General features: G+C 68.9%; 25 protein-coding genes and 1 pseudogene. 22 read left to right on the top strand and 4 right to left on the bottom strand.

The annotated features are described in order from the left end of the window. Positions 1–100: 100 nt before the first annotated feature. Both LRD69_RS04655 and LRD69_RS04650 read left to right on the top strand, forming a co-directional pair. Positions 101–802, top strand: a complete 702-nt coding sequence (locus LRD69_RS04655) for an HAD family phosphatase (RefSeq protein WP_277325267.1) — start codon at positions 101–103, stop codon at positions 800–802. 363 nt (positions 803–1,165) lie between these two features. Then, the gene (locus LRD69_RS04650; protein ID WP_277325266.1) at positions 1,166–2,767 is read left to right on the top strand and encodes an ABC transporter substrate-binding protein; all 1,602 of its coding nucleotides are present in this window, start codon (positions 1,166–1,168) and stop codon (positions 2,765–2,767) included. Between the two features lie 45 nt (positions 2,768–2,812). On the opposite strand, the gene LRD69_RS04645 is transcribed toward LRD69_RS04650, so the two are convergent. Both LRD69_RS04645 and LRD69_RS04640 read right to left on the bottom strand, forming a co-directional pair. Further along, positions 2,813–3,484 carry a response regulator transcription factor gene (locus LRD69_RS04645; protein WP_277325265.1) on the bottom strand — a complete coding sequence of 224 codons (672 nt, stop codon included), beginning with the start codon at positions 3,482–3,484 and terminating at the stop codon, positions 2,813–2,815. Between the two features lie 9 nt (positions 3,485–3,493). Further along, positions 3,494–4,339, bottom strand: a complete 846-nt coding sequence (locus LRD69_RS04640; protein ID WP_277329624.1) for a PD-(D/E)XK nuclease family protein — start codon at positions 4,337–4,339, stop codon at positions 3,494–3,496. A 171-nt stretch (positions 4,340–4,510) separates the two neighbouring features. Between LRD69_RS04640 and LRD69_RS04635 the strand changes: the two genes are divergently transcribed. From LRD69_RS04635 to LRD69_RS04625, 3 genes are all read left to right on the top strand, one after another. Beyond that, a complete protein-coding gene (locus LRD69_RS04635) occupies positions 4,511–5,755 on the top strand; it encodes a site-2 protease family protein (protein WP_277329623.1) in 1,245 nt (414 codons plus the stop codon). 119 nt (positions 5,756–5,874) lie between these two features. Next, positions 5,875–6,780 (top strand): tRNA (adenine-N1)-methyltransferase, encoded by a 906-nt coding sequence (locus LRD69_RS04630; protein ID WP_030918422.1) that lies wholly within the window; start codon positions 5,875–5,877, stop codon positions 6,778–6,780. A gap of 258 nt (positions 6,781–7,038) precedes the next feature. Then, positions 7,039–7,620 (top strand): hypothetical protein, encoded by a 582-nt coding sequence (locus LRD69_RS04625; protein WP_277325264.1) that lies wholly within the window; start codon positions 7,039–7,041, stop codon positions 7,618–7,620. Positions 7,621–7,659: 39 nt separating this feature from the next. Here LRD69_RS04625 and LRD69_RS04620 read toward each other — a convergent pair whose 3' ends face one another. Then, positions 7,660–7,971 carry a ferredoxin gene (locus tag LRD69_RS04620; protein ID WP_277325263.1) on the bottom strand — a complete coding sequence of 104 codons (312 nt, stop codon included), beginning with the start codon at positions 7,969–7,971 and terminating at the stop codon, positions 7,660–7,662. A 241-nt stretch (positions 7,972–8,212) separates the two neighbouring features. Between LRD69_RS04620 and arc the strand changes: the two genes are divergently transcribed. The 6 genes and pseudogenes from arc to prcA all read left to right on the top strand — a co-directional run bounded on the left by arc (position 8,213) and on the right by prcA (position 14,030). Further along, on the top strand, positions 8,213–9,979 hold the full coding sequence (gene arc / locus LRD69_RS04615; protein WP_277325262.1) for a proteasome ATPase: 1,767 nt from the start codon (positions 8,213–8,215) through the stop codon (positions 9,977–9,979). A 236-nt stretch (positions 9,980–10,215) separates the two neighbouring features. Continuing rightward, positions 10,216–11,727 (top strand): depupylase/deamidase Dop, encoded by a 1,512-nt coding sequence (gene dop / locus LRD69_RS04610; RefSeq protein WP_346771897.1) that lies wholly within the window; start codon positions 10,216–10,218, stop codon positions 11,725–11,727. Positions 11,728–11,847: 120 nt separating this feature from the next. Then, the gene (locus LRD69_RS04605; protein ID WP_037701567.1) at positions 11,848–12,066 is read left to right on the top strand and encodes a ubiquitin-like protein Pup; all 219 of its coding nucleotides are present in this window, start codon (positions 11,848–11,850) and stop codon (positions 12,064–12,066) included. A 100-nt stretch (positions 12,067–12,166) separates the two neighbouring features. Then, positions 12,167–12,355: pseudogene (locus LRD69_RS04600) on the top strand (endonuclease domain-containing protein); the annotation flags it as partial. Then, complete coding sequence (prcB, locus tag LRD69_RS04595; protein WP_277325261.1) at positions 12,307–13,152, top strand: proteasome subunit beta; 846 nt, start codon at positions 12,307–12,309, stop codon at positions 13,150–13,152. The pseudogene LRD69_RS04600 and the gene prcB, both read left to right, overlap by 49 nt. A gap of 59 nt (positions 13,153–13,211) precedes the next feature. Further along, positions 13,212–14,030 carry a proteasome subunit alpha gene (gene prcA, locus LRD69_RS04590; RefSeq protein WP_277325260.1) on the top strand — a complete coding sequence of 273 codons (819 nt, stop codon included), beginning with the start codon at positions 13,212–13,214 and terminating at the stop codon, positions 14,028–14,030. 54 nt (positions 14,031–14,084) lie between these two features. Here prcA and LRD69_RS04585 read toward each other — a convergent pair whose 3' ends face one another. Further along, positions 14,085–15,116, bottom strand: a complete 1,032-nt coding sequence (locus LRD69_RS04585) for a LacI family DNA-binding transcriptional regulator (RefSeq protein ID WP_277325259.1) — start codon at positions 15,114–15,116, stop codon at positions 14,085–14,087. 141 nt (positions 15,117–15,257) lie between these two features. On the opposite strand from LRD69_RS04585, the gene LRD69_RS04580 reads away from it, so the two are divergent. From LRD69_RS04580 to LRD69_RS04530, 11 genes are all read left to right on the top strand, one after another. Beyond that, the gene (locus LRD69_RS04580) at positions 15,258–16,517 is read left to right on the top strand and encodes an MFS transporter (RefSeq protein ID WP_277325258.1); all 1,260 of its coding nucleotides are present in this window, start codon (positions 15,258–15,260) and stop codon (positions 16,515–16,517) included. Between the two features lie 9 nt (positions 16,518–16,526). Next, a complete protein-coding gene (gene pafA / locus LRD69_RS04575; protein WP_277325257.1) occupies positions 16,527–17,888 on the top strand; it encodes a Pup--protein ligase in 1,362 nt (453 codons plus the stop codon). 126 nt (positions 17,889–18,014) lie between these two features. Further along, the gene (locus tag LRD69_RS04570; protein ID WP_277325256.1) at positions 18,015–18,959 is read left to right on the top strand and encodes an FKBP-type peptidyl-prolyl cis-trans isomerase; all 945 of its coding nucleotides are present in this window, start codon (positions 18,015–18,017) and stop codon (positions 18,957–18,959) included. Between the two features lie 43 nt (positions 18,960–19,002). Beyond that, a complete protein-coding gene (locus LRD69_RS04565; RefSeq protein WP_277325255.1) occupies positions 19,003–19,374 on the top strand; it encodes an FKBP-type peptidyl-prolyl cis-trans isomerase in 372 nt (123 codons plus the stop codon). A 137-nt stretch (positions 19,375–19,511) separates the two neighbouring features. After that, positions 19,512–20,465, top strand: coding sequence for a WYL domain-containing protein (locus LRD69_RS04560; RefSeq protein ID WP_277325254.1), 954 nt, complete (start codon positions 19,512–19,514; stop codon positions 20,463–20,465). A 15-nt stretch (positions 20,466–20,480) separates the two neighbouring features. After that, positions 20,481–21,437: a WYL domain-containing protein gene (locus tag LRD69_RS04555; protein ID WP_277325253.1), complete on the top strand. Its 957-nt coding sequence runs from the start codon at positions 20,481–20,483 to the stop codon at positions 21,435–21,437. A gap of 18 nt (positions 21,438–21,455) precedes the next feature. Then, entirely contained in the window at positions 21,456–21,725 is a 270-nt protein-coding gene (locus tag LRD69_RS04550; RefSeq protein ID WP_277325252.1) for a hypothetical protein, read from the top strand. 42 nt (positions 21,726–21,767) lie between these two features. Continuing rightward, positions 21,768–21,965: a hypothetical protein gene (locus tag LRD69_RS04545; protein ID WP_266745226.1), complete on the top strand. Its 198-nt coding sequence runs from the start codon at positions 21,768–21,770 to the stop codon at positions 21,963–21,965. Between the two features lie 240 nt (positions 21,966–22,205). Next, the gene (gene tatA / locus LRD69_RS04540; protein WP_277325251.1) at positions 22,206–22,496 is read left to right on the top strand and encodes a Sec-independent protein translocase subunit TatA; all 291 of its coding nucleotides are present in this window, start codon (positions 22,206–22,208) and stop codon (positions 22,494–22,496) included. Positions 22,497–22,559: 63 nt separating this feature from the next. Continuing rightward, positions 22,560–23,510: a twin-arginine translocase subunit TatC gene (gene tatC, locus LRD69_RS04535; protein WP_277325250.1), complete on the top strand. Its 951-nt coding sequence runs from the start codon at positions 22,560–22,562 to the stop codon at positions 23,508–23,510. Between the two features lie 18 nt (positions 23,511–23,528). Continuing rightward, on the top strand, positions 23,529–24,416 hold the full coding sequence (locus LRD69_RS04530; protein WP_277325249.1) for a diacylglycerol kinase: 888 nt from the start codon (positions 23,529–23,531) through the stop codon (positions 24,414–24,416). The last annotated feature ends 8 nt before the right edge of the window (positions 24,417–24,424 follow it).

Below are 24,424 nucleotides of genomic sequence, written 5' to 3'. Positions count from 1 at the left end.
CACGGGTCGAGTCGTACACTGGTCGGTCCAGTGCAGGCCGGTCGCCCTTTCCTCCGGAATTGGTGACCGGCCTTCTCGTCCCTCGTGGAAGGTGTGCCGCATGACAAGTACGGTCTCCGCGTCCTTGACCCGTACGGCCGAAGGCGCCGCCCTTCAGGCCGTCTTTCTCGACATGGACGGCACCCTGGTCGACACCGAGGGCTTCTGGTGGGACACCGAGGTCGAGGTCTTCGCCGAACTCGGCCACCGGCTGGACGAGGCGTGGCGGGACGTGGTCGTCGGCGGCCCGATGACCCGCAGCGCCGGCTATCTCATCGATGTCACCGGCGCGGACATCACTCTCGCCGAGCTGACCGTGCTGCTCAACGACCGCTTCGAGGCGCGCATCGACCACGGCGTGCCGCTGATGCCGGGCGCCGCCCGGCTGCTCGCCGAGCTGGTGGCCCACGAGGTGCCGACGGCCCTGGTCTCCGCCTCGCACCGGCGCATCATCGACCGGGTGCTGGACTCGGTCGGCCACCACCACTTCGCGCTCACCGTCGCAGGTGACGAGGTCACCCGGACCAAGCCGCACCCGGAGCCCTATCTCACCGCCGCCCTCGGCTTCGGGGCCGTCCCGGAGCGCTGCGCGGTGATCGAGGACACCGCGACCGGAGTCGCCGCGGCGGAGGCCGCCGGCTGCTGGGTCGTCGCCGTGCCGTCCGTGGCGCCGATCGCACCGGCCGCCGGCCGGGTCGTGGTGGGTTCGCTCGAAGAAGTCGATCTCGCCTTTCTGCGGGGACTGGTCACCGGAAAGCATTGATTCATCTACCGAGAGTATTTCTGTGAATAAACAGCAAAACTCTCGGCGCCGTGATGTGCGTATTTCGTCGCACGCGCGTGTGTGTGCATCGGGTGCATGCCGGGGGAGAGAAATAGTTCGGGCGTGACCTTTGTCACGCCGAAGGTCATTCGGCTCTCTCAAGATCGACCCGGTTGACCGTTTTGATCCACCCAACTGTCCCGATTCGTTCTGTCGTGTACGGAACCTTCCTCGCCCGGGAAATCGACTCGAAGTCTCTTTCCTTCACCATTCGATTACGCATCGGAGAACACCGGTCCGGCATTAGCGGCGGCGCGCACTAATGTCGTTTTCTCACCGGTCGGATGAGGGAGAACGTCCAAGATGAACCGCAAGACTCTGGTGCTGCCGGCCGTCGTCGGCCTGCTCGCGCCCGTACTCGCTGCGTGCGGCGGGACGGAAGGCGGGAGCGATGGCAAGGCCGCCATCGTTGTCGGCACCACGGACCAGTTCGTCGCCACCGATGACAACCCCGCGCCGCTCGACCCCGCCATAGGCTACGAAGCAGGCGTGTGGAACGTCCTGCGGCAGACCGTGCAGACCCTGACCCACGTCCCGCGCGGCGGCGGCGAACCCGTCCCCGAGGCCGCCAGCAGCTGCACCTTCACCGACCGGGAGAACGAGAGCTACCGCTGCAAGCTGCGCTCCGGCCTCACGTTCGCCGACGGCACGGCCGTGACGGCCGAGGACGTCAAGTACTCGATCAACCGGGTCATCGACATCAAGTCCGACAACGGCCCCGTCGGTCTGCTCGCCAACATCGACACGATCGAGACGAACGGCGACAACGAGGTCATCTTCCACCTGAGCACGCCGGACGCGACCTTCCCGTACAAGCTCGCCACCCCGGCCGCAGGCATCGTGCAGAAGAGCAAGTACCCGGCGACGTCGCCGCGCAACGGCTTCCAGGTCGACGGTTCCGGCCCGTACACGATGAAGCCGGAGATCAAGAACGACCAGGTCGTCAAGGTCGTCTTCACCAAGAACCCGCGCTACAAGGGCGATCTGAAGGTCCTCAACGACAAGGTCGAGCTCGACCTCTTCCCCGACGCCGCGGCCATGGGCAAGGCGCTCGACGACCAGAAGATCGACATGATGACCCGCACCATGTCGCCCGAGCAGGCCCAGCAGATGCTGGAGAAGCCGAAGGAGGGCATCAAACTCACCGAGATGCCCGGCCTCGCCATCAGCTATCTCGCGTTCGACACCGACGATCCCGCGATGAAGGACCGGGCCGTGCGTCAGGCCATCGCCCAGGTCGTCGACCGCGGCCAGATCGCGGGCCAGGTGTACGGCACCACCGCGGAGCCGCTGTACTCGCTGATCCCGACCAGCATCACCGGGCACACCAACTCGTTCTACAACAAGTACGGCGAGCCCAGCGCCACCAAGGCCGCCGCCATCCTGCGGGCCGCGGGCATCGACACGCCGGTGAAGTTCACCCTGCACTACACGACCGACCACTACGGCCCCGCCACCGCCACCGAGTTCAAGGCCCTGCAGAAGCAGCTCAACGACACCGGACTGTTCGACGTCACGGTCGAGGGCACCCCCTGGGCGAAGTACCGCCCTGCGCAGAAGCGCGGCGACTACGCCGTCTACGGCATGGGCTGGTTCCCGGACTTCCCGGACCCGGACAACTACACGGCGCCGTTCCTCGACAAGAACAACTTCCTGAACTCGCCCTACGAGTCCGCCGAGGCCCAGAAGACGCTGATCCCGCAGTCCCGCAGGAAAGCCGACCGGGCCTCCGCCGGCAAGACCTTCGAGAAGCTCCAGGACATCGTCGCCGACGACGTCCCGGTACTCCCGATATGGCAGGGCAAGCAGTACGTCGCCTCCCGCGACGGCCTCACCGGCGTCGAGTGGTCGGTCAACTCCTCGGCCGACCTGCAGCTCTGGGAGCTCGGCCGCGGCACCGTCTGAACCGCGGCGCCACCCCGGCGTCCCGTCCCGGCCGTACCGGCCGGATCACTGGGCGCCGGGGCGCACCAGCCCGCTCTCGTACGCATACACCGCGGCCTGCACCCGGTCGCGCAGCCCCAGCTTCGTCAGCACATGGCCCACATGCGTCTTGACCGTCGTCTCGCTGACGAACAGATCGGCGGCGATCTCCGCATTCGACAGCCCGCGTGCCACCAGCTTCAGGACCTCCACCTCACGCTCCGTCAGCGTGTGCAGCGTGTCCGGCACGGAGTCCTCGCCCGACGGCAGATGGTCGGCGTACTTGTCCAGCAGCCTGCGCGTGATGCTCGGGGCCAGCATCGCCTCGCCCGCCGCGACCACCCGGATCGCCTGCACGAGTTCGTTGGCCGGAGCGTCCTTCAGCAGGAAGCCGCTGGCCCCGGCGCGCAGCGCCTCCACCACGTACTCGTCGAGATCGAACGTGGTCAGCACCAGCACCTTCGCCGGACCGTCCCGGCCCGGGCCCGTGATCTGACGCGTCGCCTCGACACCGTCCATCCGCGGCATGCGGATGTCCATCAGCACCACGTCGGGCTGCAGCGCCCGCACCTGATCGAGAGCCTGGAGACCGTCACCGGCCTCACCCACCACCGCGAGATCCCCCTCGGCCTCCAGAATCATCCGGAAGCCGGTGCGCAGCAGCGGCTGGTCATCGACCAGTAGGACGCGGATTGCCACCAGATCTCCTCATTGTCCTTCGACGGCCGCCGGCCGACCGGCCTCGGCGCGGGCCGGGCCCATTGTGCCCTGGACACCTTGCCCCGACTCCGCCGGGCGTACCGACAGCGGGTATACCGGGGGAGTCCCGCCGAATTCCGGACAGACCGCCTGGTGGTCGCACCAGCCGCAGAGCTTCGTCGGCCGCGGCCGCCACTCGCCGGTCTCCGTGGCCAGCCTGATCGCGTCCCACAGGGCCAGCAGCTTCCGCTCCACCCGCTCCAGATCCGCCACGACCGGGTCGTACGTCATGATGTCGCCGCTGCCCAGATAGACCAGCTGCAGCCGGCGCGGCACCACACCCTTCAGCCGCCAGATGACCAGGGCGTAGAACTTCATCTGGAACAGGGCGCCCTCCGCATACTCCGCCCGCGGTGCCTTCCCCGTCTTGTAGTCCACGATCCGGACCTCGCCGGTCGGCGCCACGTCGATCCGGTCGATCACCCCGCGCAGCCGCAGCCCCGACTCCAGCTCCGTCTCGACGAACAGCTCCCGCTCGGCCGGCTCCAGGCGCGTGGGATCCTCCAGCGAGAACCACCGCTCCACCAGCCGCTCCGCCTCCGCCAGCCACCCCGAGAGCCGCTCGCCCTCCGGATCCTCGGCGAACAGCTCCGACAGCTCCGGCTTCGTCTCCAGCAGCCTGTCCCACTGGCCGGGGATCAGCGCCGTCGCCCGGCCGGCCGTGCGCTCTGCCGCCGGATTGTCGAACAGCCGCTCCAGGACCGCATGCACGAGCGTCCCCCGGGTAGCCGCCTCGCTGGGCTTCTCCGGCAGCCTGTCGATGACCCGGAACCGGTACAGCAGAGGACACTGCATGAAGTCACTCGCCCGCGACGGCGACAGGGACGAGGGCGGCTGCGACGGCCGGGGCACGGAAGTCATGACGAAGACCCTACGGCCCCCCACTGACACTCCGCGGCATACCATCGACCACAGACCCTCGCACACTGCATGATCGTGCCGGACGGCACCGACCGAAGGGACCCCGTGGACGAGAGCGGCGACAGCGGGCAGCCGCAGCCCGGCGCCGGGGGAACCGGCCCCGCGCCCGAGAACGGCAAACCGCAGCGCCCCCGGGAGCCGGGCGGCGGCCTGCTGATGGGCCGGCCCTTCGGTGTGCCGGTGTACGTCGCACCCAGCTGGTTCCTCGTCGCGGCTCTCATCACCTGGGTCTTCGGCGGCCAGCTCGACCGGGTGCTGCCCGAGCTCGGCGGGGCCCGCTATCTGGTCTCCCTCTTCTTCGCGATCGCGTTCTACGCCTCCGTACTCGTCCACGAACTCGCCCACACCGTGGTGGCACTGCGCTACAAGCTCCCCGTGCGCCGCATCCAGCTGCAGTTCTTCGGCGGTGTCTCCGAGATCGAGAAGGAGTCCGAGACCCCCGGCCGCGAATTCGTCCTCGCCTTCGTCGGCCCGCTGCTCTCGCTGGTCCTCGCCGGCGTCTTCTACGTCGGCATGAAGTTCGTCGAACCCGGCACCGTCCCCGGTGTCCTGCTCGCCGGCCTGATGATCTCCAACCTGATCGTCGCCGCCTTCAACCTGCTGCCGGGACTGCCGCTCGACGGCGGCCGCATGCTCCGCGCCGTCGTCTGGAAGATCACCGGACGCCCCATGAGCGGCACCGTCGCCGCGGCCTGGGTCGGCCGCGCCCTCGCCGTCAGCGTCCTCATCGGACTCCCGCTCCTCACCCACACCGGGGGATTCGGGAACAACACCGACGAGATCAGCGGCATGGACACCGTCACCGACGCCCTCCTTGCCGCGATCCTCTGCGCCATCATCTGGACGGGGGCCGGCAACAGCCTGCGCATGGCCCGGCTGCGCGAACACCTCCCCGAGCTGCGCGCCCGCACCCTCACCCGGCGAGCCGTCCCCGTCGAGGCCGACACCCCGCTCTCCGAAGCACTGCGCCGCGCCAACGAGGCCGGCGCCCGCGCCCTCGTCGTCGTCGACGGGCACGGCGACCCGAAGGCCGTCGTCCGGGAGACCGCCATCGTCTCCGTCCCCGAACACCGCCGCCCCTGGGTCGCGGTCGGTTCCCTCGCCCAGGACCTCACCGACGGCATGAGGATCTCCGCCGAGCTGTCCGGCGAGACGCTTCTGGACACTCTCAGGAGCAGCCCCGCCACCGAATACCTCGTCCTGGAGGAGACCGGCGAGATCTACGGTGTCCTGTCCACCGCCGACGTCGAACGCGCCTTCGTCGCCGCGATGGCCCGTCCCGCGGCCTGAGGGCTGTCCCGTCCGGATCAGGCTGGACCGGGGCGAGCCCGGCATGATCCGGACGAGCGCCGCCGGAGGCCGTCCGGGCGGGCGGTCGGAGCCCCGGGAAACACCGGTACGCTGGTCACATGTCTGAACCGACCGGTGCCGCCCGCCGACGCGGGCCCTTCAAGGTCGGGGACCAGGTCCAGCTCACCGACCCCAAGGGACGCCACTACACCTTCACGCTCGAAGCCGGAAAGAACTTCCACACCCACAAGGGTTCTTTCCCGCACGACGAGCTGATCGGTGCGCCCGAGGGCAGTGTGGTCCGAACCACGGGAAACGTCGCCTACCTCGCGCTGCGCCCCTTGCTCCCCGACTACGTCCTGTCCATGCCCCGCGGCGCCGCCGTGGTCTACCCCAAGGACGCGGGGCAGATCCTGGCGTTCGCCGACATCTTCCCCGGCGCCCGCGTCGTGGAGGCCGGTGTCGGTTCCGGCTCGCTCTCCACCTTCCTGCTCCGCGCCATCGGCGACCAGGGCATGCTGCACTCGTACGAGCGCCGCGAGGACTTCGCCGAGATCGCCCAGCAGAACGTCGAGCGCTACTTCGGCGAACCGCACCCGGCCTGGCAGCTCACCGTCGGTGACCTCCAGGACAACCTCTCCGACACCGACGTCGACCGCGTCATCCTCGACATGCTCGCCCCCTGGGAGTGCCTGGACGCAGTCGCCAAGGCGCTCGTGCCCGGCGGCATCCTCTGCGCGTACGTCGCGACCACCACCCAGCTCGCACGGACCGTCGAGTCCATCCGCGAGATGGGCTGCTTCGCCGAACCGCAGCCCTGGGAGTCGATGATCCGCAACTGGCACGTCGAGGGCCTGGCCGTGCGCCCGGACCACCGGATGATCGGTCACACCGGCTTCCTCGTGACCGCACGCCGCCTCGCGGACGGTGTGGAGGCCCCGCTGCGCCGCCGCCGGCCCGCCAAGGGCGCCTACGGCGAGGACTACGACGGTCCCGGCAGCCAGAGCGGCTCGTCCCGCGGCTGATCCCGCACAACGCACCGGCGCCGCCGCCGAGTTCCACGGACCGACCCGGGAACTCGGCGGCGGCGCCATTTCGTTGCGGGTCCGGACGCCGCCGGCACGGGGACCGCCGGCCCGGAGTGGGATCCGTACCCACCCCACCGTTCCGCTGTCCTGTGAGGTGTGGCACGATGCTGGCCACCCCCACCCACGGCCGACGCCCCACCGGTCCCGCCGTCCACGGGCATCGCCGAACCACAGGAACCACAGGAGACATCCCGCGTGCAGACCTCCGACCTCCCGGACCTCGCGCACACCGACACCACGCCGATGCACTGGCTGGCCACCGCGACCGCCATGGCCGCCGTCATCGCCGCAGCGGGCATGCTCCAGCCCGACGCCGCCACCGCCTCGGCCTCGACCTCCCACCGCACGACCGCGGAGCACGGCACCGCACCTGCCGCCGCCCCCGATCCGGCCCGCGCGACCTTCCCCCTGGAGTGCGGGACGGTCGACAGCACCGTCGCCGACCAGGCGCCCGGCGACCTCGACGGCGACGGCCGGCCCGAGACCGTCGCGGTGGTCCACTGCGATGCCGGATCCGGTACCCCCCCGAGCGGCGTCTACGTCCTCACACAAGGAAGCGGGGCCGCACCCCGGGTCGTCGCGACCCTGGTGGACCCCGCCCGGAAAGTGAGCGTCGACGACCTCACCGTGCGTGACGGGATCATCTCCGCCACGCTCCTCGGCTACTCCTCGGCCGATGTTCCGCGCTGCTGCCCCGACCAGCAGGAGAAGGTCACCTGGCAGTGGCGGAACGGCGCCTTCGTCCGTGCCGGGCAGAGCGGTGCGAACAGTATCTGACCGGTCACTCGTTGCAGCCGGCCGGCCGGACCGGCGGGATCAGGCGGCCTCGGGGCCGTAGATCTCGACCCTGTCCGAAACGCGTCGTACATGAATACAGTCGCCGGGGCACTCCTTCGCCGAGTCGACCACATCCTGGAGGAGCGGCAGCGGTACCGGTGTCGTCGCTCCCTTGTCCTGCAGCAGTTCGTCCGCGCTGCTCTTCACATAGGCAAGACCGTCGATGTCCAGCTCGAAGACCTCAGGTGCGTACTGCACACAGATGCCGTCTCCCGTGCAGAGGTCCTGGTCGATCCAGACCTCGAGATCCTGTGCATCGCCCCCGGTCGGAGTGTCCTGCTGCACGGTCATTTCTCCTGCCGTTCCCTGCGTATCCGAACCAAAAATGGCCAGCCCTGACGGGTGTTGAACGGTTCGACGATACAACCGGCCGCTTTCCGATGTTGAAGGGTGGGTATTCCCCTGGCGTGAGGGAGAGCGCAAGGGTGAAGATCGGACACACTCCGGAGTCTTTGTGATCTAGGGGTTTCAATCATCACCCACCCAGGTAGGGTCAGGAAGCGTCCAGCTCCCCTTGGAGGAGGTGAGGACCGTGGCAGCCCACGACGACGACATCAACCGCGGCATCCGGCCCGGGCGGGGGTCCGAAGACCCCGCCGGCCAGGTCGCCTATCTCGAGCAGGAAATCGCCGTCCTGCGACGTAAGCTCGCCGACTCTCCGCGCCATACGAGGATTCTCGAAGAGCGGATCGTCGAGTTGCAGACCAACCTCGCAGGCGTATCGGCACAGAACGAGCGGCTCGCCAACACCCTGCGCGAGGCCCGCGACCAGATCGTGGCCCTCAAGGAGGAGGTCGACCGGCTCGCACAGCCGCCGGCCGGCTTCGGAGTCTTCCTGCAGGGCAACGAGGACGGCACCTGTGACATCTTCACCGGGGGCCGCAAGCTCCGGGTGAACGTCAGTCCCAGTGTCGAGCTGGACGACCTCCGGCGCGGCCAGGAGGTCATGCTCAACGAAGCGCTCAACGTGGTCGAAGCCATGGAATTCGAGCGGGCAGGGGACATCGTCACCCTCAAAGAGATCCTCGAGGACGGCGAGCGGGCCCTGGTTCTCGGGCACACGGACGAGGAACGGGTGGTACGGCTCGCCGAACCGCTCCTCGACATCAACATCCGGCCCGGCGACGCGCTGCTGCTCGAACCCAGGTCCGGCTATGTCTACGAAGTGGTGCCGAAGAGCGAGGTCGAGGAGCTCGTCCTCGAAGAGGTGCCGGACATCGACTACGACAAGATCGGCGGTCTGGGAGAGCAGATCGAACTGATCCGGGACGCGGTCGAGCTCCCCTACCTCCACCCCGACCTCTTCAAGGAGCACGAGCTGCGGCCGCCGAAGGGCATCCTGCTCTACGGTCCGCCCGGATGCGGCAAGACCCTCATCGCCAAGGCCGTCGCCAACTCCCTGGCCAAGAAGGTCGCCGAGGTCACCGGGCAGCCGGCCGGCAAGAGCTACTTCCTCAACATCAAGGGCCCCGAGCTCCTCAACAAGTACGTCGGTGAGACCGAGCGGCACATCCGCCTCGTCTTCCAGCGTGCCCGGGAGAAGGCGAGCGAGGGCACCCCCGTCATCGTCTTCTTCGACGAGATGGAGTCCCTCTTCCGCACCCGCGGATCCGGCGTCAGTTCGGACGTGGAGAACACCATCGTCCCGCAGCTGCTCGCCGAGATCGACGGTGTGGAGGGCCTGGAGAACGTCATCGTGATCGGCGCCTCCAACCGCGAGGACATGATCGACCCCGCGATCCTGCGCCCCGGCCGCCTCGATGTGAAGATCAAGATCGAGCGTCCGGACGCGGAGGCCGCCAGGGACATCTTCGCGAAGTACCTCACGGCCTCGCTGCCTCTGCACGCGGACGACCTCTCCGAACACTCCGGCTCCAAGGAAGCTGCGGCGCACGCGATGATCCAGTCCGTCGTCGAGCGGATGTACACCGAGTCCGAGGAGAACCGCTTCCTCGAAGTCACGTACGCCAACGGCGACAAGGAAGTCCTGTACTTCAAGGACTTCAACTCCGGCGCGATGATCCAGAACATCGTCGATCGGGCCAAGAAGATGGCCATCAAGGCCTTCCTCGACCAGGGCCAGAAGGGCCTTCGCGTCTCCCATCTCCTCCAGGCATGCGTGGACGAGTTCAAGGAGAACGAGGACCTTCCCAACACCACGAACCCCGACGACTGGGCCAGGATCTCCGGAAAGAAGGGCGAGCGGATCGTCTTCATCCGCACGCTCGTCACCGGAAAACAGGGCGCAGACACCGGTCGCTCCATCGACACGGTGGCAAACACCGGGCAGTACCTGTAGAACGCAGACCGGCTGCGGATGCCCGGCCGGGCATCCGCAGCCGGTTGCTTTCCGGACAGCTCCCACGACACCGGAGCAATGACGTAATTGATCTCCCCACCAGCGCAGAGGCGCTCTAGGCTCTTCCGTACCGCCCAGTCGCGCAGTGCGGGGGCGGGCACCGCACACGCACCGGACAAGCAGCGGTACTTGAGCGCCGATCCCGGAAGGGAACGCCGCCGGGCAAGGAGGGCCGCATGACCGTACGGCGAGTAATGGGCATCGAGACGGAGTACGGGATCTCCGTGCCCGGCCACCCCAACGCCAATGCCATGCTCACCTCGTCCCAGATCGTCAACGCCTACGCGGCGGCGATGCACCGGGCGCGACGCGCTCGCTGGGACTTCGAGGAGGAGAATCCGCTGCGAGACGCGCGAGGCTTCGACCTCGCCCGCGAGACCGCCGACGCCAGCCAGCTGACCGACGAGGACATCGGCCTCGCCAACGTCATCCTCACCAACGGTGCCCGGCTCTACGTCGACCATGCGCACCCCGAGTACAGCTCGCCGGAGATCACCAACCCGCGGGACGCCGTCCTCTGGGACAAGGCCGGCGAACGCATCATGGCCGAGGCCGCCGAACGCGCGGCCCAGCTCCCCGGCGCCCAGCCGATCCACCTCTACAAGAACAACACCGACAACAAGGGCGCCTCCTACGGCACGCACGAGAACTACCTGATGAAGCGGGAGACCCCGTTCTCCGACATCGTGCGGCACCTGACCCCGTTCTTCGTGTCCCGCCAGGTCGTCACCGGCGCCGGCCGCGTCGGGATCGGCCAGGACGGCCATGAGCACGGCTTCCAGATCAGCCAGCGCGCGGACTATTTCGAGGTCGAGGTCGGCCTCGAGACCACACTCAAGCGCCCCATCATCAACACCCGCGACGAGCCCCACTCCGACGCCGAGAAGTACCGCCGCCTCCATGTGATCATCGGCGACGCGAACCTGTCGGAGATCTCCACCTATCTGAAGCTCGGCACCACGGCGCTCGTGCTGTCGATGATCGAGGACGGCTTCATCAACGTTGACCTCGCCGTCGACCAGCCGGTGCGTACCCTGCACCACGTCTCCCACGACCCCACGCTGCAGCATCTGATCACGCTCCGCAGCGGCCGGACACTCACCGCGGTGCAGCTCCAGATGGAGTACTTCGAGCTCGGCCGCAAGTACGTCGAGGAGCGGTACGGGGCGGACGCCGACGAGCAGACCAAGGACATCCTGATCCGGTGGGAGGACACCCTCAACCGGCTGGAGAACGATCCGATGAGCCTGTCCGGCGAGCTCGACTGGATCGCCAAGCGGGAGCTCATGGAGGGCTACCGCCGCCGCGACAGCCTGGACTGGGACGCGGCCCGGCTGCATCTGGTGGACCTGCAGTACGCCGACGTGAGGGCCGAGAAGGGCCTCTACAACCGTCTGGCGGCCCGCGGGAAGATGAAGCGCCTGCTGGACGAGAACGAGGTCGAGCAGGCCCGTACGAAGCCCCCGGAGGACACGAGGGCGTACTTCCGCGGCCGCTGTCTCGAACAGTACGCGGACGACGTCGCCGCAGCCTCCTGGGACTCGGTCATCTTCGATCTGCCGGGCCATGACTCGTTGCAGCGGGTACCGACCCTGGAACCCCTCCGCGGGACCCGTAACCACGTCAAGGAGCTCCTCGACCGCTGCCGCACGGCGGAAGAGCTCGTACGGGTGCTGTCCGGCGGCTGAAACAGCCGCCGACTGGGAATCATCGAGATGGTCCCCGGGCGTTGAGAGAACTACCGGGCCAATGTCGGACCTCGTAGGTAGGGTCTGATCAAGTGCTTCGAACCGAGCGGGGTGAGCTACATGGCGACCAAGGACACCGGCGGCGGACAGCAGAAGGCGACGCGCTCCACCGAGGAGGTCGAGGAGCAGGCGCAGGACGCGCAGGCCGCCGACGACCTCAAGGAGCGGCAGGAGAAGCTGAGCGACGATGTCGACTCGGTTCTGGACGAGATCGATGACGTGCTCGAAGAGAACGCGGAGGACTTTGTGCGTTCCTTCGTTCAGAAGGGTGGACAGTAGTCCACCCATGTGAACACGGGGTGCGAGGTGGTGCGCGCGGTACGGGCGAAGGCGGCCCGTACCGCGCGGCCACAACCGGGACCGCGGAGCCCGCGGTTGCCCCGAAGTTCATGTGGATCACGGCTACGGGACGGGTAGGGTCCCTGGCGTACTGTGCTTCAACTGCAATTCGGCCATCGGCACGTTGGGAGATGATCCTGACACCTTGCGCAGGGCCATCGCTTACCTGGAGGGAAACGCGTGGAAGCCAACACTCGTAGCACCGGGCGTCTACCAGCTGCCTTCCTGACGCCGGGATCCTCTTCGTTCATGGACTTCCTGTCCGCGCAGTCGCCCGAGATGCTTCCCGGCAACCGGCACCTGCCGCCCCTGCAGGGAGCCATCGAGGCGCCGCACGGGACGACCATCGTCGCCACGACGTTCCCCGGCGGCGTGGTGCTCGCCGGTGACCGGCGCGCGACGATGGGCAACATGATCGCGCAGCGTGACATCGAGAAGGTCTTCCCGGCCGACGAGTACTCGGCGGTGGGCATCGCGGGCACGGCCGGTCTCGCGGTGGAGATGGTGAAGCTCTTCCAGCTGGAGCTGGAGCACTTCGAGAAGGTCGAGGGCGCCCAGCTCTCCCTGGAGGGCAAGGCGAACCGGCTCTCCACGATGATCCGCAGCAATCTGGCCATGGCCATGCAGGGCCTTGCCGTGGTCCCGCTCTTCGCCGGCTTCGACCTCGACCGCGAGAAGGGCCGGATCTTCTCGTACGACGTCACCGGCGGCCGCTCCGAGGAGGTCGGCTACGCGGCCACCGGCTCCGGGTCGATCTTCGCCCGCGGCTCGATGAAGAAGCTGTACCGCGAGGACCTGACGGAGGAGCAGGCGCTCACCCTTGTCGTCCAGGCGTTGTACGACGCCGCGGACGACGACTCGGCGACCGGCGGTCCGGACGTGGCCCGGCGGATCTACCCGATCGTCACCGTCATCACCGACGAGGGCTTCCGGAAGCTCACCGAGACGGAATCCTCGGAGATCGCCCGGCAGATCCTGGAGCGCCGGATGGAACAGCCCGACGGCCCGCGCGCCGCGCTGCTCTGACCCCGGTTCCCGGGCTTCCTCCGATGGACTCGTCACTGACAGAAAGGGACGGATAGCCGGTGTCGACGCCGTTCTATGTCTCACCTCAGCAAGCCATGGCCGACCGGGCGGAATACGCCCGGAAGGGCATCGCCCGTGGTCGCAGCCTGGTTGTGCTGCAGTACGCCGACGGCATTGTGTTCGTCGGCGAGAACCCGTCCCGTGCGCTGCACAAGTTCAGCGAGATCTACGACCGGATCGGTTTCGCCGCCGCCGGCAAGTACAACGAGTACGAGAATCTGCGCATCGGCGGCGTCCGCTATGCCGACCTGCGCGGATATACCTACGACCGTGACGATGTGACGGCCCGTGGGCTGGCCAACGTCTATGCGCAGACACTGGGCACCATTTTCTCCAGTGCGGCCGAGAAGCCGTACGAGGTGGAACTGGTGGTGGCCGAAGTGGGCGCCAGGCCCGAGGGCGACCAGATCTACCGGCTGCCGCACGACGGCTCGATCGTGGACGAGCACGGCTCCGTCGCGGTCGGCGGCAACGCGGAGCAGATCAGCACGTTCCTGGACCAGCGCCATCGTGACGGGATGACGCTGGCCGAGGCGCTGAAGCTGGCCGTACAGGCGCTGTCCCGTGATCCCAACGGGAGTGAGCGGGAGATCCCCGCCGAGCGTCTCGAGGTGGCGGTCCTGGACCGTACGAGGCCTCAGCAGCGGAAGTTCAAGCGGATCGTCGGCCGGCAGCTCGCGCGGCTGCTGGAGGCCGACGGAGGGGTCACGCCGACGGACGCCCCGTCGGACATCGAGGACGGCGACGGGGGCGACGCTCCCACCGACGTCACGAAGCCCTCCGCGGCCGGCGAGTCGCCGGAGTCGTCCGAGGAGTAGCGCGTCGCCTGTCCCTGTGCCCCGGTCCGCCGTCCCCGGTGGGCCGGGGCACGGTCATGACCCGGGTGGCGGGGGTGCGGAGGAGCCGCGCACGACCAGGTGCACGGGCAGGCTGCCGGGTTCGGCCGGGCGGCCGTCCAGGACGGCCAGCAGGGCGGCCATGCCGCGCTCGCCGACCTGTTCCGCGGGAAGGCGCACGGTGGTGAGCTCGGGTTCGACGGCGGTCGCCAGGGCCAGGTCGTCGAAGCCGGTGACGGAGACGTCGTCGGGGACCCGCAGCCCGAGCCGGCGGGCCGCCTTGCAGGCGCCGGCGGCCAGGATGTCGTCGTCGCAGATGATCGCGGTCGGCCGGGGACCGGGGGCGGCCAGCGCGTGCTCCGCGGCCTCCCGTCCGGACCGCACGTCGAGCGCCGCCTCCACGGTCCGTACGTCGGCGCCGGGCGCCTGCCGCACGGCGTCGCGGACGGCCCGGGCGCGGACGGCGAAGGTCCAGGAGTCGATGTCCGACGCCAGGTGGAGGAAGCGGCGGTGGCCGAGCGTCAACAGATGCTCCGTCACCTGCCGTATGCCGTCCGCGATGTCGAGGTTGACCCGGGCCGCGACGCCCGGGTCCGCGGGGTCGCTGTCCAGCATGACCAGGGGGAGGTCGGCGCCGCGCAGGGCGCCGAGGGCGTCGGCGGCCATCGAGGAGGCGATGACCCCGTCGAGTGCGGCGCGGGCGGAGGCGAAGGGGTCGCGGGCCGGGCCCATGCCCTCGGGGGAGGGGTACAGGACGACCCCGAAGTCGTGCTCGGCGGCGACCGCTGCCGCACCGGTGTAGACACGCGCGAAGAACTCGCTGGTGAGGGCGGGAACGACCAGCAGCGCCGTCCTCGTGCGCCCCAGGCGGAGGCTGCGGGCGGCGAGGTTCGGCCGGTACCCGAGGTCCTGGGTGGCGCTCCGGACGCGCTCGGCGGTGGCCTCGGAGACCCTGCCACGCCATTTGCCGCCCAGGACGAGGGAGACGGTCGCCTGCGAGACGCCTGCGGCCCGCGCGACGTCGCGACTGGTGGGCCGGGCCGGGGCGGGCTGTGGTGCGCTGGTCACGCAGACCTCCGGGCTGGTCGGGTGGGGCGCTGGTGCGTGCGGCGAGGTGGACTGTGGACTGGGCACATGGTACGTATGAACCTCGACGTTATACGTAAAACCTCGGTGTCGGAACAACGTCCGAGGGAGAAGGAGCGGGACATGGCCGCGGGATTTCTGGACATCCTCCGGGCGCGGCACGCCGCCCGGCTGCTGGTCGGCACGCTGGTGGGCCGGCTGCCGAGCGGCACCGCGCACATCGCGATCGTCCTGTTCACCCGCGCCGAAGGCGGCAGCTACACCCTCGCGGGGGCGCTCGCGGCGGTGTACGGCCTCGCCACGGCGGCGGGGCAGCCGTTGCTGGGCCGGGCCGTGGACCTGTACGGCCAGCCGCGCGTCCAGCTCCCCGCGTCCGTGCTCTCCGCGCTCGGCATGGCCGTGCTGGCCCTGGTGGGCCTCGGATCGCTGCCGCTCGCCTACGCGGCCGTGATCGTCGCCGGAGTCTGCACCCCGCCCCTGGAGGGCGGCCTGCGAGCGCTGTGGCCGACGGTCCTCGGGCGCGAGGACCGGGTGCACCGCGCCTACGCCATGGACGCGGTGGCCCAGGAGGTCATGTTCACGGTGGGGCCGCTGCTGGTGACGGTGCTCGTCGCACTCTGGTCGCCCGCCGCCGCGCTGGTCGTCATCAACGCGATCGGGGTGCTCGGGGCGCTCTCCGTGGTCGTCTCGGAGCCGTCCCGCACCTGGCGCTCGGCGCCTCGCGAGGCGCACTGGCTGGGCGCTCTGCGCTCGCCGGGCCTGCTGGCGCTGCTCGGTTCGTTCTTCTTCGTCGGGCTCGCCCTGGGTTCGATCACGGTCGCGGGTGTCGCGTACGCCGACGACCACGGCCGGGAGTCGGTGTACGGCTGGCTGATGGCCGCGCTCGGACTGGGCGCGCTGATCGGCGGTTCGGTGTACGGGGCGCGGCAGTGGGCCGGACCGCCGGAGCGCCGGCTGCGGGTCATCGTCGCGCTGCTGGCCCTCGGCTATCTGCCGCTGATGCTGACGCCCGGCCTGGGGGCGATGACCGCGCTGGCCGCGCTGGCCGGGGTGTTCCTGGCACCCGCGATCGCCTGCTCGTTTCTCGTGGTGGACCGTCATGCTCCGCAGGGGACGGTGACGGAGGCGTTCTCCTGGCTCGTGACGACGTTCGGGGTCGGCGCGGCGGCGGGAACGGCAGTGGCGGGCCCGGCCGTGGAGCTGGGCGGGACCGCGTGGAGCTTCGCCGTCGCGGGTGTCGGCGGGGTGGCGGCGCTGCTGGTCCTGCTGGCCACGGGAAGGGTCCTCGCAGCTCCCAGGCGTACGCCAGTTGCTGTGCGGGTATCGGAAAATGATCGAAACGGTGCTGTCGAACCCGGTTTCAGCCCGGGCCATCAGGCGTAATGTTCAGTCATGGACCGCCGCATTTTCGGGCTGGAGAACGAGTACGGCGTCACGTGCACGTTCAGGGGACAGCGCCGACTGTCTCCTGACGAAGTGGCGCGCTACCTCTTCCGCCGTGTTGTGTCATGGGGCCGCAGCAGCAACGTCTTTCTGCGGAACGGCGCCCGCCTCTACCTCGACGTGGGATCGCATCCGGAATATGCAACCCCCGAATGCGACAACTTGACCGAGCTGGTCACCCACGACAAGGCAGGCGAGCGCATTCTCGAAGGCCTGCTCGTCGATGCCGAACGCCGCCTGCACGAGGAGGGAATCGCGGGCGACGTCTATCTCTTCAAGAACAACACCGATTCGGCTGGAAACTCCTACGGGTGCCACGAGAACTACCTCGTGGCACGGCACGGAGAATTCTCCCGGCTCGCGGACATCCTCATTCCCTTCCTCGTCACGAGGCAGCTGCTCTGCGGCGCGGGCAAGGTGCTGCAGACCCCGCGTGGCGCGGTCTACTGCGTCAGCCAGCGTGCCGAGCACATCTGGGAGGGCGTCAGCTCCGCGACGACGCGCTCCCGTCCGATCATCAACACACGCGACGAACCGCACGCCGACGCGGAGCGGTACCGCCGCCTCCACGTCATCGTCGGCGACTCGAACATGTCCGAGACGACGATGCTGCTCAAGGTCGGCGCGACGGATCTGGTGCTCCGCATGATCGAGGCGGGCACGGTGATGCGCGATCTGACGCTGGAGAACCCGATCCGGGCGATCCGCGAGGTCAGCCACGACACCACCGGGCAGCGCAAGGTGCGCCTGGCCAGCGGCCGTGAGGCATCGGCCATCGAGGTGCAGCGCGAGTACTACGAGAAGGCCGTGGACTTCGTCGACCGCCGAGGCATCCGCACCGGCACCGTCGCCCAGGTCCTGGAGCTGTGGGGCCGTACGCTCGACGCGATCGAGACCGAGGACCTCGACCGGATCGCCACCGAGATCGACTGGGTCATGAAGTACAAGCTCATCGAGCGGTACCGGGCCAAGCACAACATGACGATGTCGCATCCGCGCGTCGCCCAGATAGACCTCGCCTATCACGACATCCACCGCCGGCGCGGGCTGTACTACCTCCTGGAGCGCAAGGGGCAGGCCGCCCGCATCTGCAACGACCTGAAGATCTTCGAGGGCAAGTCGGTGCCCCCGCAGACCACCCGTGCGCGGCTGCGCGGCGACTTCATCCGAAGGGCGCAGGAGCAGCGGCGGGACTTCACCGTCGACTGGGTCCATCTCAAGCTCAACGACCAGGCGCAGCGCACGGTGTTGTGCAAGGACCCGTTCCGTTCGGTGGACGACCGGGTGGAGAAGCTGATCGCGGGCATGTGATCCGGCACAGGACGCGCTACGGCACGTGCGCGACTCGGGCCCCGTACGTTCCTCGTACGGGGCCCTGCGCACACCCTAGAGTGTCGGGGACTGAACCATCTGTGTCGTCTGAGATCTGAGGAACCAGTGCGCCGACTTGCCGGCCTTCTCGTTGTCCCCCTGCTGCTTTTGACGGCGGCGTGCGGGAGCGACAAGGGCTCCGACTCCGATTCCGCCACCGCTTCGAAGAACGGATTCCCCGCGATCACCGCGGGTGCGAAGTTCGGCGAGAAGCCCACCCTGTCCAAGGGGGAGGGTGATCCGCCCAAGGAGCTGAAGACGACTGTCATCAGCGAGGGGACCGGCGCGAAGCTGAAGAACGGCGACGCGATCCAGGTCAACTATCTCGGGCAGGCGTGGGACTCCACGAAGCCGTTCGACAACAGCTTCGACCGCAAGCAGCCGTTCGATCTGACGCTCGGCGCGGGCATGGTCATCAAGGGCTGGGACCAGGGACTCGTCGGCCAGAAGGTCGGCAGCCGGGTCGAGCTGGTCATCCCGCCGGACCTCGGTTACGGCGCGCAGGGTCAGGGCGACATCAAGCCGAACGCCACCCTCGTCTTCGTCGTGGACATCCTGAAGGCGACGACGATCCCGGCCTCCGCCAAGGGCACCCCGGTCGCCCAGGACAACGCCGACCTGCCGAAGGTGGGCACCAACACCGACGGCAAGGCACCGACCGTCAAGATCCCCGAGAAGACCGACCCGCCGAAGAAGCTGGTCTCCAACTACATCCTGGAGTCCAAGGGCGAGGTCATCAAGGAGACCGACAGCGTCGTCGTGAACTACGTGGGCCTGCTGTGGAAGGACGGAAAGGCGTTCGACAGCACGTACACCACGGGCAAGACCCAGACCTTCCCGCTGGCGCAGGTCACCCTCAAGGGGCTGAAGAACGGTCTGATCGGCAAGAAGATCGGCAGCCGTGTGCTGCTGGTCATCCCGCCGGACCAGGCCTTCGGCGACAAGCCGCAGCAGTCCATCCCCGCCAACTCCACCCTGGTGTTCGCGGTGGACCTGCTCGCAAAGATGTAAGACTGTCCCGGTTGCCCAGTTCATCTTTTTGAGGAGCAGTTCAGTGAGCATCGAGAAGCCCGAGATCGACTTCCCGGGTGGCGAGCCGCCGGTCGACCTGGAGATCAAGGACATCTGGGAGGGCGACGGCGAGGTCGCCAAGGCCGGCGACATGGTCAAGGTCCACTACGTGGGCGTGGCCTTCTCCACCGGCGAGGAGTTCGACGCTTCCTGGAACCGCGGCACCCCGCTGCAGTTCCAGCTCGGTGTCGGTCAGGTCATCTCCGGCTGGGACCAGGGCGTGCAGGGCATGAAGGTCGGCGGCCGTCGCCAGCTGACCATCCCCGCGCACCTCGCCTACGGTGACCGCGGCGCCGGCGGCCGGATCGCCCCCGGCGAGACGCTGATCTTCGTCTGCGACCTGGTCGCCGTCTGATCCGTCCCCGGACGCATCACGAGGGCCCGTGCTGAACTGCACGGGCCCTCGTTCCGTAAGCACGGGCCCTCGCTTTTGTCCGGGCACCCCGGAGCGGTACGGTCGATCGTCGTAGAGCAAGGAAAGAAGGGGCGTCGATGGCCATTGCCAAGGCCGAGCGGCTGATGAACCTGGCGCTGTGCCTGCTGGGAACCCGCCGCCCGCTCAGCAAGCGTGAGCTGCGCGGTTCCATCGAGGCCTATCTGGAAGCGGCCTCCGACGACGCATTCAACCGGATGTTCGAGCGCGACAAGGACGATCTGCGCGAGCTCGGTCTGGTCATCGAGACCGTGGACAACCTGGACGGCGACACGGGCTACCTGGCCCGCCGGGACAGCAACCGGCTGCCGCCGATCACGCTGGACGCGGAGGAGGCCGCGGCGCTCGGTCTGGCCGCGAAGGTCTGGCAGCAGGCGCGGCTCGCCGGCGCGGCCAGTGGTGCGCTGCAGAAGCTGCGCGCCGCGGGGATGCCGGAGGCCGAGGACGCGTACGAGGTGCACAGCGCGCTCGAACCGCGCATCCCGGTGCACGAGGCCGCCTTCGAGCCGCTGATGCTGGCGTGCCGGGACCGTCGTCCGGTCACCTTCGACTACCGCAAGGCCAACGCCGCCCGGCCCGAGCAGCGCCAGGTCGAGCCCTGGACGCTGGAGTGCTGGCGCGGGCACTGGTACCTGGCGGGCTTCGACCGCGAACGCGGCGCCGAGCGGGTGTTCCGGCTGTCCCGGATCACCGGCAGGGTCCGCTCGCGGGCCGGGGCGTTCACGGCCGAGGTGCCGGACGTGGTGACCGTCCGGGAGACCGTGGAGAGCTGGGCCGGGGAGACGGCGACCCGGACCGCGCGGATCCGGCTGCGGTCCGGGTCCGGTTACCCGCTGCGATCGCGCGCGATATCGGTGCGGGAACTCGGCGACGGCTGGGACGAGTTGGAGATTCCGTACGGGCACGGTCTGGACGCCTGGCTCGTCGAGTTCGGACCGGATGTCGTCGTGGAGGAACCCGCCGATCTGCGGGCCGATGTGGTGGACCGGCTGCGCGCCGTGGCCAAGGACTGAGGGGGGACCGTATTCATGGCGACGAACGCGATCGACCAGACACGCCGGATGCTGTCCCTGGTGACGTATCTGCGGGAGCGCCCCGGCGCCCATGTGCAGGACGTCGCCCGTGCGTTCGGGATCACCGAGGACGAGCTGATCTCGGACCTCGATGTGCTGCCCATGTGCGGGACGAGTTTCCGCGGCGGCGACCTCCTGGACATCGACACCGACGGCGACCGGATCTGGTGGCACAACCCGGACGACGTGGCCGAGCCCCTGCGGTTCGCGGCGGACGAGGCGACGGCGCTGCTGGTCGCCGCACGGGCCGTGGCCACACTGCCGGGGCTGCGGGAGAGCGACCGGCAGGCTTTGCTGAGGGCCACCGCCAAGCTGGAGACGGCGGCCGGTGAAGCCGCGGCGGCGAGCTCCCGGCTCTCGGTGACCTTCGAGTCGGAGGGCGGTGTCTTCGCCGACGTCGACCGGGCGATCTCCGAGCGGCGCAGGCTGTGGCTGCGCTACTACTCGCCCGCGCGGGACGAGCTCACCGAGCGCGAGGTGGACCCGATCCGGCTCTTCGCCGTGGGGCACACGTACATGGAGGCCTGGTGCAGGCTCTCCGAGGACCGGCGTACGTTCCGGCTCGACCGGGTCGCGGAGATCCGGCTGCTGGACGAGCCGTCCGCGCCGCCGGAGCTGGAGCTGCGGGATCTGTCCGAAGGGCTGGTGCAGCCGGCGGCCGAGGACCCCGAGGTCGTGATCGAGGTGGGACCCGGTGGCCGGTGGGTCGCCGAGTACTACCCGCACGACAGTGCGGAGGAACTGGCCGACGGCGGACTGCGGATCACGCTGCGCACGCCCGATCCGGCTTCGCTGCGCAGGCTGGCGCTCCGGCTCGGCGGGGAAGGACGCATCGTCGCCCCGCAGGAGCTGGCGCGGAGCGCGCAGAGCGCGGCCCGCGCGGCGCTCGCCGCCTACGACGGCCCGGCCTGAGCGGATACCTGAGGAGATATGAGCAGTATGTCTGTGATGTCAGGTGTCTCGACGGTCGTGGTGCCCGAGTCCGTCCGGTTCAAGGCCGCCTGCCCGGACTGCCGCGGGCGCTTCGAGCTCGCGGCGGGGGCGCTGCGCCTGGCGATCGGCGGCAGCCGTCGTACGACGTTCTACTCCTTCACCTGTCCCGAGTGCGGGGCCGCTGTCCGCAAGCCGGCCGGAGAGCGGATCATCGAGCTCCTGACCGCCGGCGGGGTACGGACACTCCGCCTCCACGCCGGGCCGTAGCACTCCGCGCCCGGTCCACCTAGACATACAGAGGCTCTGCGCATGTTCTGGCCCATGCTCGCCATCGCACTGGGATTCCTCGGCATCGCCGTCCTCGGCGTGCTGGCCGTCAAGGTCTTCGTCGAGGCCCAGCGCCTGGGACACCAGGTGACCCGCACCACTCAGCGCATCAACCGGGCCGCGGAGGACCTCGAACGCGCCGCCACCGACCTCGCCGCCACCGGCGAAGCCCTGCGGTAGGGGCCGCTCGGCGGACCGGCTCGTTCCGCCGGTCAGACGAGGCCTCCAGTTTCCCGGGTTCGGAGGGTACGCTGCTCTGGCGGCCCTGAGAGCGAGGCGTGGGCCGTAATCGCAAGGATGCATGGGTATTGCCCTGCGTTTACTCCTGCGGGATACGATCGCTGACAGTACGAAGATCGGACGTCTGTCCGACGCTCGATCAGCCCCACCCCTGCTGCCTCGGTGAGAAGGTACACGCATATGTTCGGAAGGCTCGGCGCACCCGAGATCATCCTGATCCTCGTCGTCATTGTTCTGCTGTTCGGCGCGAAGAAGCTTCCTGACATGGCTCGCTCGCTCGGCAAGTCGGCCCGCATCCTCAAGAGCGAGGCCAAGGCCATGAAGTCCGAGGGCAACCCGTCGGCCACCCCTGCGGAGCCGGCGAACGACGCCGCCCAGGACCACACGGCCCCGCGCACGATCAAGGCCGCGCCCGGCGATGTGACGAGTTCGCGGCCGGTCGCCGAGCCGACCGACTCGACCAACCGCTGACAACCGGGCCGACGCAGGCACCGTGAACCGGTGACGGCCTGCTGTACGAGATGAGGACGTGGGTTGCTCAAGTCTGCCCGCAAACAGGAGACGGACCCCGAGGGCCGCATGCCCTTGGTGGAGCACCTGCGTGAGCTGCGCAACCGGCTGGCGAAGGCGCTGCTGGCGATCGTCGTCGTCACGATCGTCGCTGCCTTCTTCTACAAGGGGATCATCGAGTTCTTCACCAACCCGGTGCTGAAGGCGGTCGGTTGCGACGCGAGCTTCGCGGAACTCGCCAAGCAGGAGGACGGCACCTGTGCGCGCATCGTCCTGAACGGCCTGCTGACGCCGTTCACCCTTGCGCTCAAGGTCTCCCTGATGGCCGGCGTCGTCCTTTCGTCGCCGATCTGGCTCTACCAGCTGTGGGCGTTCATCGCCCCGGGTCTGCACAAGCACGAGAAGAAGTACTCGCTCGCTTTCGTGGGCGCGGGCTTCCCGCTCTTCCTCGCCGGCGGCTTCTTCGCGTACAAGACGCTGCCCACGATGGCGAAGGTCCTGCTGGACTTCTCGCCGGCCGGCCTGGACAACCAGCTGCCGCTCGACGACCTGCTGGACCTGATCACGCGCATGGTGGTGGTCTTCGGGCTCTCGTTCGAACTGCCGCTGCTGCTCGTGATGCTGAACCTCGGCGGGGTCATCACCGGCAAGCGGATGCTCGGCTGGTGGCGCGGGATGATCATGGGCATCACGGTCTTCGCCGCACTGGCCACCCCCAGCACGGATCCGCTGACCATGCTCGCCCTTGCCGGGCCGATCTGGGTCCTGTACTTCTGCGCGACCGCGCTCTCGCTCCTCAACGACCGTCGCAAGGCATTGCGTGCGGCCGAGGGGCCCGATGACGACGAGGCGTCGGAGCTGGACCTCACGCCCGAGGACATCGGTGAGATCGAACCGGTCTCGTCGGTCAGGTCGCTGCCCGCACAGTCGGGTCCGGACCGTGACCGGGTGAACGGTTACGACGACATCACCTGATCTTGTAAGGTCCCCCGGGTGACCAGCGAGATCACCCTCTTCGTCAATCCCACCGCAGGACGCGGCCGGGGCGCGCACGCCGCGCAGCCGGCCGCTTCCGCGTTGCGGGACGCCGGATTCTCCGTACGAACGGTCCTGGGCGAGGACGCCGACGATGCGTTGCGGCGGGCCCGGGAGGCCGTGGACGGCGGCACCGGGGCACTGATAGCCGTGGGCGGGGACGGCATGATGTCCCTCGCCCTGCAGGCCGTCGCCGGGACCAGCACTCCGCTCGGCGTGATCGCCGTCGGCACCGGGAACGACTTCGCCCGCGCTCTCGGACTGCCGATACGGGAGCCCGCCGCCGCGGGGCGGCTCGCCGCCGAGGCGCTCAAGAGCGGGGCGGTCAGGACCATCGACCTCGGCCGGGCCGGCGACCGGTGGTTCGGGACCGTGCTCGCCTCCGGCTTCGACTCCCGGGTCAACGACCGGGGCAACCGGATGCGCTGGGGCGGACGGTTCAAGTACGACCTCGCGATCCTCGCCGAACTCGCCGCGTTCAGGGCCATCCCGTACCGCATCAGGCTCGACGGCGGACCGGTCCAGGAGATCGAGGCGACGCTCATCGCGGTCGGCAACGGCTCCACCTACGGCGGCGGGATGCGGATCTGTGCGGACGCCGTCATGGACGACGGGCTCTTCGACGTGACCGTCGTGGGGGCCTGCAGCCGCACGACACTGCTCAAGGTGTTCCCCCGGGTCTACAAGGGAACGCACCTCGACCACCCCGTGGTCACCGTGCACCGGGTCTCTTCGATCGAGCTGGCCGCGGCCTCCGTCACGGCCTACGCGGACGGCGAACCGCTGGGTGCGCTGCCGCTCACCGCGACGTGCGTTCCGGGCGCTGTAAGGGTTCTTGCACAGTAAAATAAAGA

Origin of the sequence: Streptomyces sp. JH14 (assembly GCF_029428675.1) — a bacterium.
GTDB lineage: Bacteria > Actinomycetota > Actinomycetes > Streptomycetales > Streptomycetaceae > Streptomyces.
Note: the sequence above shows the minus strand (reverse complement) of the source record. Positions and strands in the feature narration are given on the sequence as shown.

Excerpts from the sequence above, each read along its gene's own strand:
- LRD69_RS04550 (WP_277325252.1), top strand. The coding sequence starts at position 21,456 with ATGAGCAGTATGTCTGTGATGTCAGGTGTCTCGACGGTCGTGGTGCCC.
- LRD69_RS04620 (WP_277325263.1), bottom strand. The coding sequence starts at position 7,971 with ATGACCGTGCAGCAGGACACTCCGACCGGGGGCGATGCACAGGATCTC.
- LRD69_RS04650 (WP_277325266.1), top strand. The coding sequence starts at position 1,166 with ATGAACCGCAAGACTCTGGTGCTGCCGGCCGTCGTCGGCCTGCTCGCG.
- LRD69_RS04555 (WP_277325253.1), top strand. The coding sequence starts at position 20,481 with ATGGCGACGAACGCGATCGACCAGACACGCCGGATGCTGTCCCTGGTG.
- LRD69_RS04545 (WP_266745226.1), top strand. The coding sequence starts at position 21,768 with ATGTTCTGGCCCATGCTCGCCATCGCACTGGGATTCCTCGGCATCGCC.
- LRD69_RS04640 (WP_277329624.1), bottom strand. The coding sequence starts at position 4,339 with ATGCAGTGTCCTCTGCTGTACCGGTTCCGGGTCATCGACAGGCTGCCG.
- pafA (WP_277325257.1), top strand. The coding sequence starts at position 16,527 with ATGGACCGCCGCATTTTCGGGCTGGAGAACGAGTACGGCGTCACGTGC.
- tatA (WP_277325251.1), top strand. The coding sequence starts at position 22,206 with ATGTTCGGAAGGCTCGGCGCACCCGAGATCATCCTGATCCTCGTCGTC.
- dop (WP_346771897.1), top strand. The coding sequence starts at position 10,216 with ATGACCGTACGGCGAGTAATGGGCATCGAGACGGAGTACGGGATCTCC.
- LRD69_RS04655 (WP_277325267.1), top strand. The coding sequence starts at position 101 with ATGACAAGTACGGTCTCCGCGTCCTTGACCCGTACGGCCGAAGGCGCC.
- LRD69_RS04580 (WP_277325258.1), top strand. The coding sequence starts at position 15,258 with ATGGCCGCGGGATTTCTGGACATCCTCCGGGCGCGGCACGCCGCCCGG.
- LRD69_RS04560 (WP_277325254.1), top strand. The coding sequence starts at position 19,512 with ATGGCCATTGCCAAGGCCGAGCGGCTGATGAACCTGGCGCTGTGCCTG.
- LRD69_RS04605 (WP_037701567.1), top strand. The coding sequence starts at position 11,848 with ATGGCGACCAAGGACACCGGCGGCGGACAGCAGAAGGCGACGCGCTCC.
- LRD69_RS04630 (WP_030918422.1), top strand. The coding sequence starts at position 5,875 with ATGTCTGAACCGACCGGTGCCGCCCGCCGACGCGGGCCCTTCAAGGTC.